General features: G+C 71.7%; 12 protein-coding genes and 1 tRNA gene. 7 read left to right on the top strand and 6 right to left on the bottom strand.

The annotated features are described in order from the left end of the window. The first annotated feature begins 398 nt into the window (after positions 1–398). A complete protein-coding gene (locus tag ACFWW9_RS21215) occupies positions 399–581 on the top strand; it encodes a hypothetical protein (protein ID WP_390380324.1) in 183 nt (60 codons plus the stop codon). A gap of 233 nt (positions 582–814) precedes the next feature. Here the strand turns inward: ACFWW9_RS21215 and ACFWW9_RS21210 are convergent, their stop codons facing one another. Continuing rightward, on the bottom strand, positions 815–3,631 hold the full coding sequence (locus tag ACFWW9_RS21210; protein WP_390380321.1) for a BTAD domain-containing putative transcriptional regulator: 2,817 nt from the start codon (positions 3,629–3,631) through the stop codon (positions 815–817). Between the two features lie 188 nt (positions 3,632–3,819). On the opposite strand from ACFWW9_RS21210, the gene ACFWW9_RS21205 reads away from it, so the two are divergent. Continuing rightward, a complete protein-coding gene (locus tag ACFWW9_RS21205; protein WP_390380319.1) occupies positions 3,820–4,839 on the top strand; it encodes an ADP-ribosylglycohydrolase family protein in 1,020 nt (339 codons plus the stop codon). Between the two features lie 252 nt (positions 4,840–5,091). Beyond that, on the top strand, positions 5,092–5,682 hold the full coding sequence (locus tag ACFWW9_RS21200; RefSeq protein WP_390380316.1) for a TetR/AcrR family transcriptional regulator C-terminal domain-containing protein: 591 nt from the start codon (positions 5,092–5,094) through the stop codon (positions 5,680–5,682). 74 nt (positions 5,683–5,756) lie between these two features. Here ACFWW9_RS21200 and ACFWW9_RS21195 read toward each other — a convergent pair whose 3' ends face one another. From ACFWW9_RS21195 to ACFWW9_RS21185, 3 genes are read right to left on the bottom strand one after another with little or no spacing between them, the layout of a single operon-like run. Next, positions 5,757–6,509 carry an FAD:protein FMN transferase gene (locus tag ACFWW9_RS21195; protein ID WP_390380313.1) on the bottom strand — a complete coding sequence of 251 codons (753 nt, stop codon included), beginning with the start codon at positions 6,507–6,509 and terminating at the stop codon, positions 5,757–5,759. Positions 6,510–6,511: 2 nt separating this feature from the next. Continuing rightward, positions 6,512–7,006, bottom strand: a complete 495-nt coding sequence (locus tag ACFWW9_RS21190) for an FMN-binding protein (protein ID WP_390380310.1) — start codon at positions 7,004–7,006, stop codon at positions 6,512–6,514. Between the two features lie 11 nt (positions 7,007–7,017). After that, positions 7,018–8,382, bottom strand: a complete 1,365-nt coding sequence (locus tag ACFWW9_RS21185; RefSeq protein WP_390380307.1) for a ferric reductase-like transmembrane domain-containing protein — start codon at positions 8,380–8,382, stop codon at positions 7,018–7,020. A gap of 149 nt (positions 8,383–8,531) precedes the next feature. Here ACFWW9_RS21185 and ACFWW9_RS21180 point away from each other — a divergent pair, with 149 nt between their 5' ends. After that, a complete protein-coding gene (locus ACFWW9_RS21180; protein WP_390380304.1) occupies positions 8,532–9,230 on the top strand; it encodes a response regulator transcription factor in 699 nt (232 codons plus the stop codon). After that, the gene (locus ACFWW9_RS21175; RefSeq protein ID WP_390380301.1) at positions 9,227–10,615 is read left to right on the top strand and encodes a sensor histidine kinase; all 1,389 of its coding nucleotides are present in this window, start codon (positions 9,227–9,229) and stop codon (positions 10,613–10,615) included. Before ACFWW9_RS21180 ends, ACFWW9_RS21175 begins: the two co-directional genes overlap by 4 nt. Here the strand turns inward: ACFWW9_RS21175 and mgrA are convergent. Continuing rightward, a complete protein-coding gene (gene mgrA, locus ACFWW9_RS21170) occupies positions 10,601–11,626 on the bottom strand; it encodes an L-glyceraldehyde 3-phosphate reductase (RefSeq protein ID WP_390380298.1) in 1,026 nt (341 codons plus the stop codon). The genes ACFWW9_RS21175 and mgrA overlap by 15 nt on opposite strands. Before the next feature lie 49 nt (positions 11,627–11,675). Beyond that, positions 11,676–11,751: transfer RNA gene (locus ACFWW9_RS21165), tRNA-Thr, on the bottom strand. Positions 11,752–12,056: 305 nt separating this feature from the next. On the opposite strand from ACFWW9_RS21165, the gene ACFWW9_RS21160 reads away from it, so the two are divergent. Together ACFWW9_RS21160 and ACFWW9_RS21155 are read left to right on the top strand one after the other, a co-directional pair. Next, positions 12,057–13,451: a threonine/serine exporter ThrE family protein gene (locus ACFWW9_RS21160; RefSeq protein WP_390380295.1), complete on the top strand. Its 1,395-nt coding sequence runs from the start codon at positions 12,057–12,059 to the stop codon at positions 13,449–13,451. A gap of 83 nt (positions 13,452–13,534) precedes the next feature. After that, on the top strand, positions 13,535–14,971 hold the full coding sequence (locus ACFWW9_RS21155) for a trehalose-6-phosphate synthase (protein WP_390380292.1): 1,437 nt from the start codon (positions 13,535–13,537) through the stop codon (positions 14,969–14,971). Positions 14,972–15,019: the final 48 nt, after the last annotated feature.

Here is a 15,019-nt window from a genome sequence, read left to right as displayed (position 1 = left end):
CGTGTCCCCCACCGCAGAGCCTTGGCAACTGGTCAACTTCGGGCCACTCCCACCCGACCAGCAAGACCTGCCAGGGCCACCTACCCCACATCACCGCGAGCGCCGGCCCGCCCGCCTTGGCCCAGCCACCCCGATCTGCCCTCACCCGGCCCACCTGCCCGTTCGGCTGGACCTGGCCACCCCACCGACCTGCCTCGGCCGGTCCTCGCGAAGAGGCCTTCGAGGCCTCGGCCAGCGGTGAAATCCGGGCCCGCGCGAGCTGTCGCAGGGGTCGCCTGGTCGTGAACGCCCCCCGAACTGAACGCTAGCGGGTGGCACCGACAAAAACGGGAGTCGATCTTGTGACAGGTCGGGTGGGAGCCGGTCCGACCGCAGGTGGTGGTCGCTGGGCTGCGCGGGTGGCAGGCAGCGACCCGACCAGCGACGACGTGCGAACGGTGGCCGCTAGGCGGCGCGAGTGGCCGACCAGCGGCGACGTGCGAACGGTGGCGGTCGGGCAGCGCGAGTGGCCGACCAGCGACCCGACCAGCGGCGACGTGCGAACGGTGGTCGCTTGGAGGTGCGAGTGGGCCGAGCCCTGACCGGCGGCGACATGCGGATGGTGGCGGCCGGGCGGTGCGAGTGGCGAGTGGGACTCGGCTGGGGTGTTAGGTCCGGTCGGCCGGCACTCTCCCCCGAATGCCGGCCGACCGGGTTGGGTGGCGCCCCCCTTGAGTTCCCCCCTCAAGTGCCACCCCGGACGCCGACCAGCCAGTGGTTGATCAGCGCCCACGTCCAAGCTGCCAGACCTCGGGCCCCGAGGGCTAAACAGCCGCTAAACCTCGGAGGTCAAGACCTCCAGTGCTGTTCTGACCAGCACCGCTCTCGGTGAACCCACCTGTTCGAAGAGGCGGAGGGATTCCGTCAACTCGGCTTGGGCCGCGACCCTCTCCGAGCGTCTGGCCAGCACCGCGCCGAGGACCTGCCGTCCGAACGCCTCCTCGAACGGCATCGCGCCCGCGTGCGCCAACTCCACGCCTTGCCTCGCGTACTCCTCGGCTTCCCTCAGCCGTCCCAGTTCGACGTACAGCTCGGCCAGGTTGTTCACGGCCAGCACGTACGCCCGCTCGTCGCCGGAGCGGTGGTAGATCTCCATCGCCTGGTACTGGTGGGCCGCGGCGGTCTCGCGGCGGCCGAGCGACTGCTCGACCTGCGCCACGTTGTTGAGCCCGGTGGCCTGGCCGAGGGCGTCGTCCTCCCGTTTGGCCAGGTCGATGGACTCCCAGTGGTGCAGCAGGGCCTCTTCGTGGTCGCCGACGGCGGCCAGGGCGTTGGCGAGTTGGCCCAGCGTCAGCACCTGGTAGCGGGGGTCGCCGAGGGCGACCGCGATGCGGTGCGCGCGCCGGGCCTCGGGCAGGGACGCCGCCAGCATGCCCAGGCGGGCGCTGGTGGCGTTGACGGCGTGCAGCAGCAACAACTCACCGAGTTCGTCGCCGCTGACCCGCGCGGACGCCAGGCCGAAGCCGACGAGCGCGACCCACTCCCGTGCCACGGTTCTGGCCAGGCAGTACGTGTGGACCAGGCGCACGAGCTGCCAGACCTCCTGGTGGAGACCGGCTTCCGAGCCCGCGTGCACCAAGGCCACGATGTTCGGCCACTCGCGGTCGAACCAGGCCAGCGCCTCGCCCGACGTCCGTGGACCGTCCACTGTGGACAACAGCGGGAAGACGAGCCCGTCCTTGCTGGGGCGGATCAGCCGTCTGGCGCGGTCGCACGCCGCGAGGTAGTGCCGCATCAACGCCCGCAGCGCCGCGGCGCGGGCCGTCGGGTCGCCGCCGACCTCCTGGAGGAACAGCCGCACCAGGTCGTGCAGGACGAAACCGCCGCTCCACGGCTGTTCGAGCAGGTGGGCGTCGGCCAGGTCGGAGAGCCGGGAGCCCGCGGTCGGCACGTCGGTGTCGGTGATCGCGGCGACGGCGTGCGGGCTCACCCACCGGCCCGGCACGAGGCCCGCCGCGCGCAGGGCGCTCGCCAGTTCCGGGGCCAGCGACCGGTAGGACACCTCCAGCGCGCGCCGGACGCCGACGCCGCTGTCCGGCAGGTCGAACGACCGCAGCCGCTGGGCGTCGTCGGACAACTCGGTGACCAGCTGCTCGACCGTCCACTCCGGACTCATCGCCAGCCTGGCCGCCGCGATGCGCAACGCCAGCGGCAGGTACCCGCACAGCTCGACGAGCATCCGCGTGGACGCCGGCTCGCGGTGCGACACGGCTCGGCCGACGACCTCGTCGACGAGGCTGGTCGACTCGTGCTCGCTGAGCGTGCCCAGCGTCAGCATCCGGGCGCTGTTGCTCACCACGAGGCCTTCCAGCCTGCGACGGCAGGTGATCAGCACCACGGACCCCGCGCCGGGCGGCAGCAGCAGCCGGACGTGGTCGGGGTCCCACGCGTCGTCGAGCACGACCAGCACCCGGCGGCGGGCGAGCAGCGAGCGGTACAGCCCGACCCGGTCGGGCAGGTCCTCCGGCACGGCGTCCGACGGCACGCCCAGCGCGTGCAGGAACCGGGCCAGCACCTCGGACGGCCCGACCGGCGTGCGGTCGCCCTCGAACCCGTGCAGCGGCGCGAACAGCGACCCGCCGGGGAACAGCTCGGCGTTGCGGTGGCCCCACGTGACGGCCAGCTCGGTCTTGCCGACGCCGGGCGCGCCGTCCAGCACGGCGATGGTGGTGGCGGTCACGTCGCGCTGCTCGGCCAGCCGGTCCAGCCAGCCCAGTTCGGCGGCGCGGCCGATGAACCCGCTGGCCGCGGCGGGCAGCTGCTGCGGCACCACGACACCGGGGCGCGGTTCCACGACCCGGTGGTCCAAGCCGCGCGGGTCGCTGAGCACGGGGTCGTCGCGGAGCACCCGCTCGTGCAGTTGCCGCAGGTCGGGGCCGGGGTCGATGCCCAGCTCCTCGACCGCGCGCCGGTGGAACCGCTGGTAGGCCTCCAGCGCGTCGGCGCGCTGGCCGGACCGGTAGAGGGCGCGCATCGAGTGCGCGACGAGCCGTTCCCGGAACGGGTGCTCGGTGACGAGCTGCCGGAGTTCGCCAACCAGTTCGAGGTGGCGGCCGAGTTCCAGCTCGGCGTCGATGCGCTCCTCCACGGCCGACAGCCGCAGCTCGTCCAGGTCCGTGGTGATCGGGTTGCCGGGCACGTCCGCGAGCACCGGCCCCCGCCACAGCCCGAGCGCCTCGCGCAGCAGCCCGGCCCGCATCGCGGCGGGCTTGCCCCGCGCCGACGAGATCAGCTGCCGGGCCCGGTGCAGGTCGAGGCGCCACGGGTCCACGGACAGCTGGTAGCCGGGCGGTGTGGTGAGGATCGCCGCCGACCCGGACGGGTCGGCCTCCTCCAGCATCTTGCGCAGCTTCGACACGTACCCGTGCACGATGGTCCTGGCGGTCACGGGCGGGCCCTCGGCCCAGATCCGGTCCACGATCTCGTCGATCGGCACGACCCGGTTCGCCTCCAGGACCAGCATGGACAGCAGTCCGCGCATCCCCTTGCGACCCAGCACCACCGGGCGGCCGTCGGCGAGGACCTGGAGCGGACCGAGGACCCCGAACCCGAGTCCGGTCCCGTCGTGCGCTCTGTGCTCCTCCTCCGCCATGCGCACCCCCCGCTCTCGGTGTTCGACCAGTCACTGGTTCAGGTGTCACGGGCGTCCTGTCAGATACCTGCCACGCCTGGTTGGTTCGAGAACGCACGACTCCGGTGACCCGACGTGGACGGGACGACTAGGGTTCTGGACTCACGACCGGCAGAGCAGGAGGGCATGTGCCGCGCGACCCTTTGGCGGTGGTCGACCGTGGAGCCGCGTGCCTGCTCGGAGGGGCGCTCGGTGACGCGTTGGGCGCACCGGTGCAGTACCTGGGCTGGGCCGACATCCAGCGCGAGCACGGCCCCGAGGGGGTCGTCGCGCCTCCTCGGCCCGCGCTGGTCACGGACGACACGCAGCTCACCCTGTTCACCGCGGACGGCTACCTGCGGGCGTACGTGCACGGCCGCAAGACCGGCGGCTGGGAGCCCATCGAGACCGTGTGGCACAGCTACCGGCGGTGGCTGGTGACGCAGCAGATCGCCGCGCCCGAGCCGGGCGCGACCGGGCTGCTGGCGAACGAGCGGCTCTACTCCAGCCGGTCGCCGGGCCTCACGTGCCTGCGCGCGCTGGCCGCGGACGTGCCGCCGACGCCGGAGGCGCCGCACAACGAGTCGTCGGGCTGCAACGGGGTCACCCGGACCGCGCCCGCCGGGTTCGCGCCGAGCGCCGCCATCGCCTACGACCTCGGCTGCCGGTTCGCCGCGCTCACCCACGGCGGCACGGGCGGCTGGGTGTCCGGCGGGGCGCTGGCGCTGCTGGTGCACCTGCTCGCGGTGCGCGGTCGGCCGGTGCGCGAGGCGGTGGACCAGGTGATCGGCCGCGTGCTGCGCGACGACCCGTACACCGCGAACGCGTTGAACCGGGCGGTCGTGTTCGCCGAGGAGCACCGCGAGTTGGGTTTGGACTCGGTGCGCGTCGACCGGCTGGGCAGCGGCTGGACCGGGCCGGAGGCGTTGGCGATAGCCGTCCACACCGTCCTGGTGTACCCGCGCAAGTCCGAGTTCGTGGACGCGCTGCGGGCGGCGGCGAACCACTCCGGCGGCAGCGACGCGACCGCCGCGCTGACCGGCAACATCCTCGGCGCGATGCACGGAACCGCTGTGCTGCCAAGGGATTGGCTCGTCGGGCTGGAACTGGTGGACGAGCTGACCGAGCTCGGCCGCGACCTGGGCAGGTCCGCTTCGGGCGAGGAGTTCGACGAGTCGCGCTACGTCTGACGTGGGGGACGGCCCCGGCGCACAAGCTCCCGAAGACGAGTGCGCGGGGCCGTCCGTCCACGGGTTGGTCGACAGCAGTTCGGGTCTCACCCCGAGCGCGAAACCCGACTTGCTCTTGATCAACATCCGTGGAGAGGGAGTAGAACTCCCTTGCACAGCAAGATAGCAGAGCCCTGTGCGCATAGTCACCCCCGGTCGACGCTCCGATGTCGCCTGACCCGCGAGCCGCCGCCGCGCGCCTATGGTGTGGCGATGCGTTTGGACCGGACGGTGGTCGTGAGGACAGCTCTGGACCAGCTCAACGAGGTCGGGTTGGACGGGCTGACCCTGCGCCGGATCGCCGCGGAGCTCGACGTCCAGGCCCCGGCCCTGTACTGGCACGTGAAGAACAAGCGGGAGTTGCTCGACGGCATGGCGGCGATGATCTTCGCCGACGCACTGTCCGGTTTGGAGGTTCCGCGCCGAGGCGAGTCCTGGGTGGAGTGGACCGCCGAGACCGCCCGCCGCCTCCGCGCCGCGATGCTCGCCTACCGCGACGGCGCGCGCGTCCTGTCCGGCACGTACCTGACCAACGCGGGCCGTCCGCTGGAACTCGCGCTCCGCACCCTGTGCGACGCGGGCTTCACCGTCCGGGACGCCGCCCGCGGCATCACGTCCGTCTACTCCTACGTCCAGGGCTTCACCGTCGAGGAGCAGGCCGACCAGTCCGCCCCGGAGGAAGACGACCGCTTCCCGCTGACCGCCCGAGCACGGGCCGACCTGACCTCAGACCCCGACGAGCGCTTCGAGCACGGCCTCCAACTCCTGCTCTCCGGCCTCCGCCTGTCCCGCTACGCGAGCTGACCCGCCGGGGACCTGACGACTTCCCCGATATGACCGTCACCACAGTTCAGGCAGAGTCGGGCTCCGCCGTCCGGCTACGACGCCACGGGCAGGCCCGGTGTGCGGAACACGCGGCGTTCGGAGTCCACGGCGAACACCTCGCAGCCCGGTTGGGCCGCCGCCCAGGCGATGCCCTCGACGCCCATCGCGTAGGCGGCGGTGGCCGCCGCGTCGGCCGTGGTCAGGTCGGCCGCCACGACGGTGATGCTGAGCAGGCCGCGGGCGGGTTCGCCGGTGCGGCCGTCGAGGATGTGGTCGCCGCGCTCGTAGGACGCCGACGTGGCCACGGCCCCGTCGCGCAGCGACAGCACCACGCACAGCTGGTCCGCGTGGTCCGGGTGGCGGACGCCGACGCGCCACGGCACGCCCGGCTCGGACTCGCCGAACGTGACGACGTCGCCGCCCGCGTTGACGCAGAACCGGCGCGCGCCCGCGTCGTGCAGCATTGCGGCCGCGCCCTGGACGGCCCAGCCCTTGACGATGGCGCACGGGTCGAAGCCCCGGCCGGGCAGCCACGACGTGAACGCGCCGCCGGTGCTCTCCTCGTAGAAGTCGCACAGGCCGATCACCTGCGACAGGTCGTCGCTGAGGTCGGCGGGGTCCAGTTCGGCGCGGCCGAAGCGCGACACCTCGCTGTCCTCGATGAACGGGCTGAAGCGGAGGTCGACCTCGCGCAGCCAGGCGAACGCCCGGTCCACGGCGGGGACCGACTCGTCGTCGCCGTCGCGCAGGTCCACCGAGACGGGGAACCCCATGACCTGCTCGACCCTGCGCACACCGGTCAGCACGGCTAGTTCCCCTTGGCGTCGATGGCGGCTTGCAGGGACCGGACGTAGGCCTCGCTGGTCTGGGTCGCGCCGGACACGCTGTCGACCTTCGCCGACCCGGCCTTCAGCGTCTCCTGGATGAGCGTCGGGACCGCGGACTTGGTCGGCCCGGTGTTGGGCGCCTTCAGGAACTTGACGCCGGTGATCTTGTCGCCGGTGAACGTGACCTGCACCTGGACGTCGCCGTGCGGGGTGTCGACCACCGGGCCGTTCACGGTCTTCGCCGCCGCCGTGGCGGGGGCCTTGCTGGTGGTCGTCGTGGGAGGCGTGCCGTAACCGGTTCCGGGCTGCGCCGACGTCGTGGGCGGCTCGGACGTGGTCTGCGTCTGGGCCTCGGGCACGACGCCCACGTCGGCCGAGGCCTCCGTGGTCGACGCCGGGTGGGCCTCGTACTGCCAGAGCGGCACGAGCCCGGCGACCGAGAGCACGGCGATGGGGATGGCCCTGTGGATCTTCATGTCGTCCTCTCTCAACCGGCCATGCTGAAGCGTTCGGCGTGCACCTGCTGCTTGGGCACCTTCAACTCGCGGAGGCTGTCCATCACGGCGTTCGTCATGGCGGGCGGGCCGCAGACGAAGACGTCGCGGTCGCGGACGTCGGGGATCATCCCGATGATGCTGTGCGGGCCGAGGATCGGGCCGCGCGGCGTCGGCCTGCTGGACGGGCCCGCCAGCAGGTGCAGCACCACGCCGCGGGCGTGGGCCAGCGCGCGCATCTCGTTCATCAGCACGGCGTCGTCGGGGTTGCTGACCCGGTAGAGCACGACGACGTGGCCGCGCAGCTCCTCCAGCAGCGCCCGGATCGGGGTGATGCCGACGCCACCGGCGATGAGCACGGTGTTGGTCTTGGTGCGGTGCATGGACGTGAACGCGCCGTACGGGCCCTCGGCGAACACGCGGGTGCCGACCCGGACGCCGCGCAGGCTCGCGCTGCCCTCACCGAGCGCCTTCGCGGTCAGCCGCAGCGAGCGGCCGTCGGGCGCGGCGGACAGCGAGAACGGGTTGGCCTTGTACCAGCGGTCCTTGGTGAGGAAGCGCCACAGGAAGAACTGGCCCGCCCGCGCCGGGATCTTGTGCAGGTCCTTGCCGGTGATGTAGATCGACACCACGTTGTCCGCCTCCGGCACGACGGCCGCGACGCGCAGCTGGTGGCGCCAGTTGCGCCACAGCGGCAGCCCGAACCGGCCGACCGCGACCGAGCCGAGCGCGAACGTCCACAGGCCCCACCAGTACGCGGTGGCGGCGGGCGAGCCGACGAACGTCGAGCCGACGGCGATCTGGTGGGTGAACGCGAGCACCACGGCGACGTAGGCGTAGAAGTGGATGAAGTGCCAGGTCTCGTAGGCCATCCGGCGGCGGGCGAACCGGGCCGACGCGCCGCCGATCACGATGATCAGCACCAGCGCCACGACCGCGCGCAGCACGCCCTCGACGGTGGTCGCCAGCTCCACGAACTGGTCGACCGGCGGCAGGTCGGCGAGCTGGGCGTAGCCGAGGGTGATGAACACGGCGTGCGCGAGCAGCGTCCACAGCAGCGTGAAGCCGGTCCAGCGGTGCCACGTCGTCAGCCGGTCCATGCCGAGCCTGCGGTCGAACCACGGCAGGCGGGCGATCAGGACGAACTGGAACGCCATGGCGAGCGCGGCGTACAGGCCGGTGACCCGGCCGAGCAGGATCAGCGCGTTGGTGCCGAACCCGCTCTCGGTGAAGAAGTAGGTCACGGCGACGACGTTGGCGCCCATCAGTGCGTACAGGCCGGTCCTGGCAACGGTCTTGGGACTCGTTCCAGCGGCTTGGACCTGTGTCCTGCCTGGTGGTGTCTGGACCGTGGTCACGGGGCGAACTCCTCTTGGCCGACTGTGTTCCCGAAGCTTCCGTGGCCCAGCTGAGCGCCGACTGAGGGTTCGCTGTCGACTAGCTGTTGATCGGCGTGGAGGTGTCCGATCGCCTCGCTCCCCGAGGAGCGGTGCCGCACCATGAGCACGTGGACAAGGCCGATTCGGTTCGATTGCTCGTCGTCGACGACGAGCCGCACATCGCAGACCTGGTCGCCACGGTGGCCCGCTACGAGGGCTGGCAGGCGGTGACAGCCGGTACGGGCGAGGCGGCGGTGAAGGAAGCGGCCGACTTCGACCCCGACATCGTGGTGCTGGACCTGATGCTCCCGGACATCGACGGGTTCTCCGTGCTGGACCGGCTGCGCGAGTCCGGCACGATGGTGCCCGTGGTGTTCCTCACGGCGCGCGACGGCACCGCGGACCGGGTCGCGGGCCTCACCAGGGGCGGCGACGACTACCTGGTGAAACCGTTCTCGGTGGAGGAGCTGATGGCCCGGCTGCGGGCCGTGCTGCGGCGCAGCACCGGGCCCGCGTGGCAGCGGTCGGTGCTCAAGGTCGGCGACCTGGCGCTGGACGAGGACACCCGCGAGGTGCGGCGCGGCCGCAGGCTGGTCACGCTGACGCCCACCGAGTACGAGCTGCTGCGCTACCTGATGCGCCGCTCCCCCGCCGTGCTGACGAAGGCGCAGATCCTCGACCACGTGTGGGAGTACGACTTCGGCGGCCGGTCGAACGTGGTGGAGCTGGTCGTGTCGCACCTGCGGCGCAAGCTCGACGACGGCGAGGAGCCGCTGATCCACACCGTCCGCGGCGTCGGCTACGTGCTGCGGCAGGCGTCCCCGTGAGGGTGCGGCTGCGCGGGCTCCGGCTGGGCACGCGGCTGGTGCTGGGCCTCGGGGTGCTGGCGCTGGTCGTGTTCGCGGCCGTCGGCACGGTCATGGCGACCAGCATGCGCAGCTACCTGGACGGCAAGCTCGACGAGCAGATGCGGACCACCCAGATCGCCGAGACCGAGACGGTCAAGACCTACGGCAACGTGAAGAAGGTGCCGCAGGGCTGGTACTCGATCGTCTTCGCCGTCCAGGACGGGACCGCCGAGCTGAAGAGCGGCGACCGGCCCAAGGACGTGGAGGACCTCGGCAGGATCGCCCTGGAGGCGCGCGGCGGGGACGTCTACCGGACCGTCCACCTCTACGACGAGGGCACCTACCGGGTGCGGGCGTGCGCCGTGGTCGACGGGCTGGTGCTGGTCAGCGCGGCCCCGACCGGCGACCGCGACAGCATCCTGCGGCAGCTCGTCGGGCTGGAGGTCGTGGTCTTCGTGGCCGCGCTGATCGCGTTCGTGCTGGTCGGCCGCGGGGTGCTGCGGCGAGGGCTGCGGCCGTTGAGCGACATGGCGGACACCGCGCACAACATCACCACGCACGACCTGACCGACACCGGACGGCTGCCGGTGCGCGCCTCCGGGCAGGGCGGCGGCGTGGAGGTGGAGGAGCTGCGGACCGCGTTCAACACGATGCTCGACCACATCGACTCGTCGCTGGCCGCCCGCACCGCCGCCGAGCAGCGGCTGCGCCGGTTCGTCGCGGACGCCTCGCACGAGCTGCGCACCCCGTTGACGTCGCTGCGCGGCTACGCCGACCTGTTCCGCTACGCGGCCGCCAACGAGCCCGAGGAGCGCGAGGCGCACCTGGAGCGGATGCGCGCCGAGGCCGCCAGGATGAGCGTGCTGCTCGACGACCTGCTGCTGCTGGCCCGGCTGGACTCCGCCGAGGCCGAGACCCCGCTGCGGAAGCAGGACGTGGACCTGGGCGAACTGGCGTCCGACGCGGCCAGCGCGTTCGCCGCCGCCCACCCGGACCACCCGCTGACCACGGACCTCGGCCCGTCGCCGGTCCGGCTGCGGGCCGACCCGATGCGGCTGCGGCAGGTGCTGGACAACCTGCTCACCAACGCCGCCGTGCACACGCCGAGCGGCACGGCCGTGTCGCTGACCGTGTTCCGCACCGGCGTGGTCGTCGCGGACGCCGGCCCCGGCATCCCGGACGCCGACCGGGCCCGCGTGTTCGACCGCTTCTACCGCGTCGACGACTCCCGCGCCCGCAAGCGCGGCGGCAGCGGCCTGGGGCTCGCCGTCGTCGACTCCCTGGTCGCCGCGCACGGCGGCGTCGTGGAGCTGAGCAGCGAGCCCGGCCGCACCGCGTTCACCGTCCGGCTAGACGGCGTGTGACGGGGCCCAGAGGTCGATCCCGGACTCCACGGCGTGCTTGTCGATCTCCGCGATCTCGTCGTCGGTCAACGGCGGCGCGTCCAGCGCGGCCACGTTGTCCTCCAGCTGCTTCACCGAGCTGGCGCCGATCAACGCCGACGTGACGCGCGGGTCCCTCAACGTCCACGTCAGGGCCAGCTGCGCCAGCGACTGCCCGCGGCTCGACGCGATGTCGTTGAGCGCCCGCACCCGGCCGAGGTTCTCGTCCGACAGCAGGTCCGTCGACAGGGACTTGCCCTGCGTCGCCCGCGACCCCTCCGGCACCCCGCCGAGGTACTTGTCGGTCAACATCCCCTGGCCCAGCGGCGAGAACGCGATGCAGCCCGCGCCGATCTCCTCCAGCGCGTCGAGCAGCTCGGGCTCGATCCACCGGTTCAGCATCGAGTAGGACGGCTGGTGGATCAGCAGCGGCACCCCGGCCTGCCGGAGCAGCTCGGCGGCCTCGCGCGTCTTGGTCGCGGAGTACGAGGAGATGCCGACGTACAGCGCCTTGCCCTGCTGCACGGCGCTGACCAGCGCACCGACGGTCTCCTCCAGCGGCGTCTCCGGGTCGAACCGGTGGGAGTAGAAGATGTCGACGTAGTCGAGGCCCATCCGCCCCAACGACTGGTCCAGCGACGACAGCAGGTACTTCCGCGACCCGAAGTCCCCGTACGGCCCCGGCCACATGTCGTAGCCGGCCTTCGTGGAGATCACCAGCTCGTCCCGGTAGGGCTTGAGGTCGTCGACCAGCAGCCGCCCGAAGTTCGTCTCCGCGGACCCGTACGGCGGCCCGTAGTTGTTCGCCAGGTCGAAGTGCGTGATCCCGAGGTCGAACGCCCGCCGCACGATCGCCCGCCCGCTCTCGTACGGCCGGTCGTCCCCGAAGTTGTGCCACAACCCCAACGAGATGGCGGGCAACTTCAACCCGCTGCGCCCTGACCTGCGGTAGGCCATCCGCTCATACCGCGACTCTTCCGGGAGGTACGTCATCCCACCACGATGTCACGTCCACCCGAGATGGGCTTCACGGAAGAAGAGCTGGAGCCGGTGAGGGGACTTGAACCCCTAACCTTTCGCTTACAAGGCGAGTGCTCTGCCAATTGAGCTACACCGGCTTGGCCATGAGGCCTGAGACATCCTAAGCGCCTGCAAGGGCTGCTACCTGCGGCGAACGTTGTGGGCCGGGTGCGTGTCGATTGCTCCAAATGGGCTCATGCGCTTCGTTCGGGTCGCTCCGGCAGAACGTGAAACCGCTGCACAGACCCCCCGACCAAGACCACTTCATGATCAACTCTGTGTGACCGGATCCCCCCGCCTGGGTAACCCGTTCAGGGGTGTCCGACACCACAGACGGAAGTGTGCAACGGTCGGGCGTGGCGACCCGATCCGCTACGGGACGAACTTGAGGAGGTGGCTCCGCGTGGGCCTCGGTCGTGGACGACCCGCGTGGTTGCGCCGAACCCGGAAAACCAGCCCTGACCAGCAGGAACAGCTGTTCGGGCCGGAGCCGTTGGACGAGCCGACCGTGCACCTGGTGCTGGACCTGGCGTTGCGGGTCGGGGACGCGCAGCTGGCGAGCGGGGTCGGGGCGGCGGACGTCACGGCCACGATCATCGACGTGACCGGCGCGTATGGCCTTCCCCACACCGAAGTGGATGTGACGTTCACCGCGATCACGGTCTGCTGCCACCGGGGGACGGAGGCCGCGCCGATCACCACCTTGCGGGTGGTGCGGTCGCGGAGCCTGGACTTCACCCGGCTCGCCGAGCTGGAGCACCTCATCAGCCGGATGAAGGCGGGCACGGTGACCGCCCGCGACGCCTACTCCGAGCTTGACCGGATCACGACCGCGCCGCACCCGTACCCGCGCTGGGTGGCGACGGTCGCGTGGGCCGGGATGGCGGCGGCCGTCGCGGTGCTCGTCGGCGGCGGGCTGCTGCTCGCGCTGCTGGCGGCGGTCGTGACGGCGGTGATCGACCGGGTCGGGCGGCTGCTCAACCGGCGGAACCTGCCGTTCTTCTTCCAACAGGTGGTCGGCGGCGGGCTGGCGACGGCCGTGGCGCTGGCGATGTACGCGACGGACCTGCTGCCGACCGTGCGGCCGTCGCTGCTGGTGGCGGTGGGCATCGTGGTGCTGCTGTCCGGGTTGTCGCTGGTCAGCACCGTGCAGGACGCGATAAGCGGGTACAACGTCACGGCCGCGGGCCGGACGATGGAGATCGTGCTGCTCACCGCGGGGCTCATCTCCGGGGTCGCGCTGGCGCTGCGGGCGGGCGTGCAGTTCGGCGTGCAGACGTCGATCGCCGAGCCGCTGCCCGCGCTGATCACCGACGTGCCGGTGCAGTTCGCGGCGGGCGCGGCGACGTCGTTCTGCTTCGCGATGGCGAGCTACGCGCAGCCGAGGGCGCTGCTGGTCGCGGCCATCGCGGGCGCGGTCGGCACGACGTCGTTCGGGCTGCTCGCGGTGACCGGGACGAACGCGATCACCAGCTCGGCGGTCGCGGCGACGCTGGTCGGCTTCGGCGGCGCGGTCATGTCCCGCCGCCTGCGCATCCCCACGCTCGTGGTGTCGGTCGCGGGCATCACGCCGCTGCTGCCGGGCTGGACGGTGTACCGCGGGCTCTACCAGCTGACCGCCGACGGCGACTCCGAAGGCCTGTCCACGCTCGTGCTGGCGACCGGCATCGCGCTGGCCCTCGCGGGCGGCGTGGTGCTCGGCGAACACCTGGCGCGGCCCGTGCGCAGCGGGCTCAGCCGCCTCGAACGGAGGTTCGTGGCGACCCGCACGGCGTCGGCTCGGGTGAACTCGGTGTGACGGCTGCGACGCGGGGGCATACCCCGTAGCACGGGCCCACTACCCTTCAACTGGGCGAATCGAGCACAGGAGGCGCTTTTCCGGTGAGCGGCATTGGCGAAAACGGGGCGGACTTCCTGGTCGTGGCGAACCGCCTGCCGGTCGACCTGGAGCGGTTGCCCGACGGCACCCAGCGGTGGAAGCACAGCCCCGGTGGACTGGTCAGCGCGCTGGAACCGTTCCTGCGCACGCACAGCGGCGCGTGGATCGGCTGGCCCGGCGTCGCGGACGCCGAGGTCGAGGCGTTCGAGGAAGCGGGCCTGCAACTGCACCCGGTGCGGCTGAGCGCCGACGAGGTGCAGGACTACTACGAGGGCTTCTCCAACGGCACCCTCTGGCCGCTCTACCACGACGTGGTGGCGCCCCCGGCGTTCCACCGGCACTGGTGGAACGCCTACACGCGGGTGAACCAGCGGTTCGCCGACGCGACCGCGAAGGTCGCCGCGCAGGGCGCGACGGTGTGGGTGCAGGACTACCAGCTGCAACTGGTCCCGGCGATGCTGCGCGAGCAGCGGCCCGACCTGAAGATCGGCTTCTTCCTGCACATCCCGTTCCCGCCGGTCGAGCTGTTCATGCAGCTCCCGTGGCGCACGGAGATCATCCGCGGCCTGCTGGGCGCGGACCTGGTCGGCTTCCACCGGCCCGGCGGCGCGCAGAACTTCCTGTGGCTGGCCCGGCGGCTCGTCGGCCTGGAGCCCAGCCGCGGCGCGGTCGGCGTGCGCACCCGGCCCGGTGTCGTGCAGGTCGGCGACCGCACGGTGCGCGTGGGCGCGTTCCCCATCTCGATCGACTCGGCCGGGCTGGACGCGCTCGCGCGCCGCAAGGACGTCCAGGCGCGGTCCAAGCAGATCCGCGAAGACCTCGGGAACCCGAAGAAGATCTTGCTCGGGGTGGACCGCCTCGACTACACCAAGGGGATCGACGTCCGGCTGCGCGCGCTGCACGAGCTGCTGGAGAACGGCCGCATCGATCCGGAGGACGTGGCGATGGTCCAGCTGGCCACGCCGAGCCGGGAGCGCGTCGAGCACTACAAGCAGATGCGAGGCGACATCGAGCAGATCGTGGGCAGAATCAACGGCGAGTTCGCCAGGGTTGGGAGGCCGGTCGTGCACTACCTGCACCAGTCGGTCGACCGCGAGGAGTTGGCCGCGTTCATGACCGCGGCCGACGTCATGGTGGTCACCCCGGTCCGCGACGGCATGAACTTGGTGTGCAAGGAGTACGTGGCCACCCGGTACGACCTGGGTGGCGCGCTGGTGCTCAGCGAGTTCGCCGGCGCGGCCGCCGAACTGACGAGCGCGTACCTCGTGAACCCCCACGACCTGGACGGCGTGAAGAACGCCCTGGAGTCCGCCCTCACCATCGACCCCGCCGAAGGCCGCCGTAGGATGCGCGCCCTGCGACGCCAAGTCCTGACCCATGACGTCGACCGGTGGGCGAGGTCGTTCCTTGAGGCGCTCGGCACGCAGACCGCGATCTGAATCCTTTCAGACCCCTGACCTGTCCCATCGAAAAGACTGAGGAGGGGC

Source organism: Umezawaea sp. NPDC059074 (genome assembly GCF_042738955.1).
Taxonomy (GTDB): Bacteria; Actinomycetota; Actinomycetes; order Mycobacteriales; family Pseudonocardiaceae; genus Umezawaea.
Note: the sequence above shows the minus strand (reverse complement) of the source record. Positions and strands in the feature narration are given on the sequence as shown.

Excerpts from the sequence above, each read along its gene's own strand:
- ACFWW9_RS21210 (WP_390380321.1), bottom strand. The coding sequence starts at position 3,631 with ATGGCGGAGGAGGAGCACAGAGCGCACGACGGGACCGGACTCGGGTTC.
- ACFWW9_RS21200 (WP_390380316.1), top strand. The coding sequence starts at position 5,092 with ATGCGTTTGGACCGGACGGTGGTCGTGAGGACAGCTCTGGACCAGCTC.
- ACFWW9_RS21190 (WP_390380310.1), bottom strand. The coding sequence starts at position 7,006 with ATGAAGATCCACAGGGCCATCCCCATCGCCGTGCTCTCGGTCGCCGGG.
- mgrA (WP_390380298.1), bottom strand. The coding sequence starts at position 11,626 with ATGACGTACCTCCCGGAAGAGTCGCGGTATGAGCGGATGGCCTACCGC.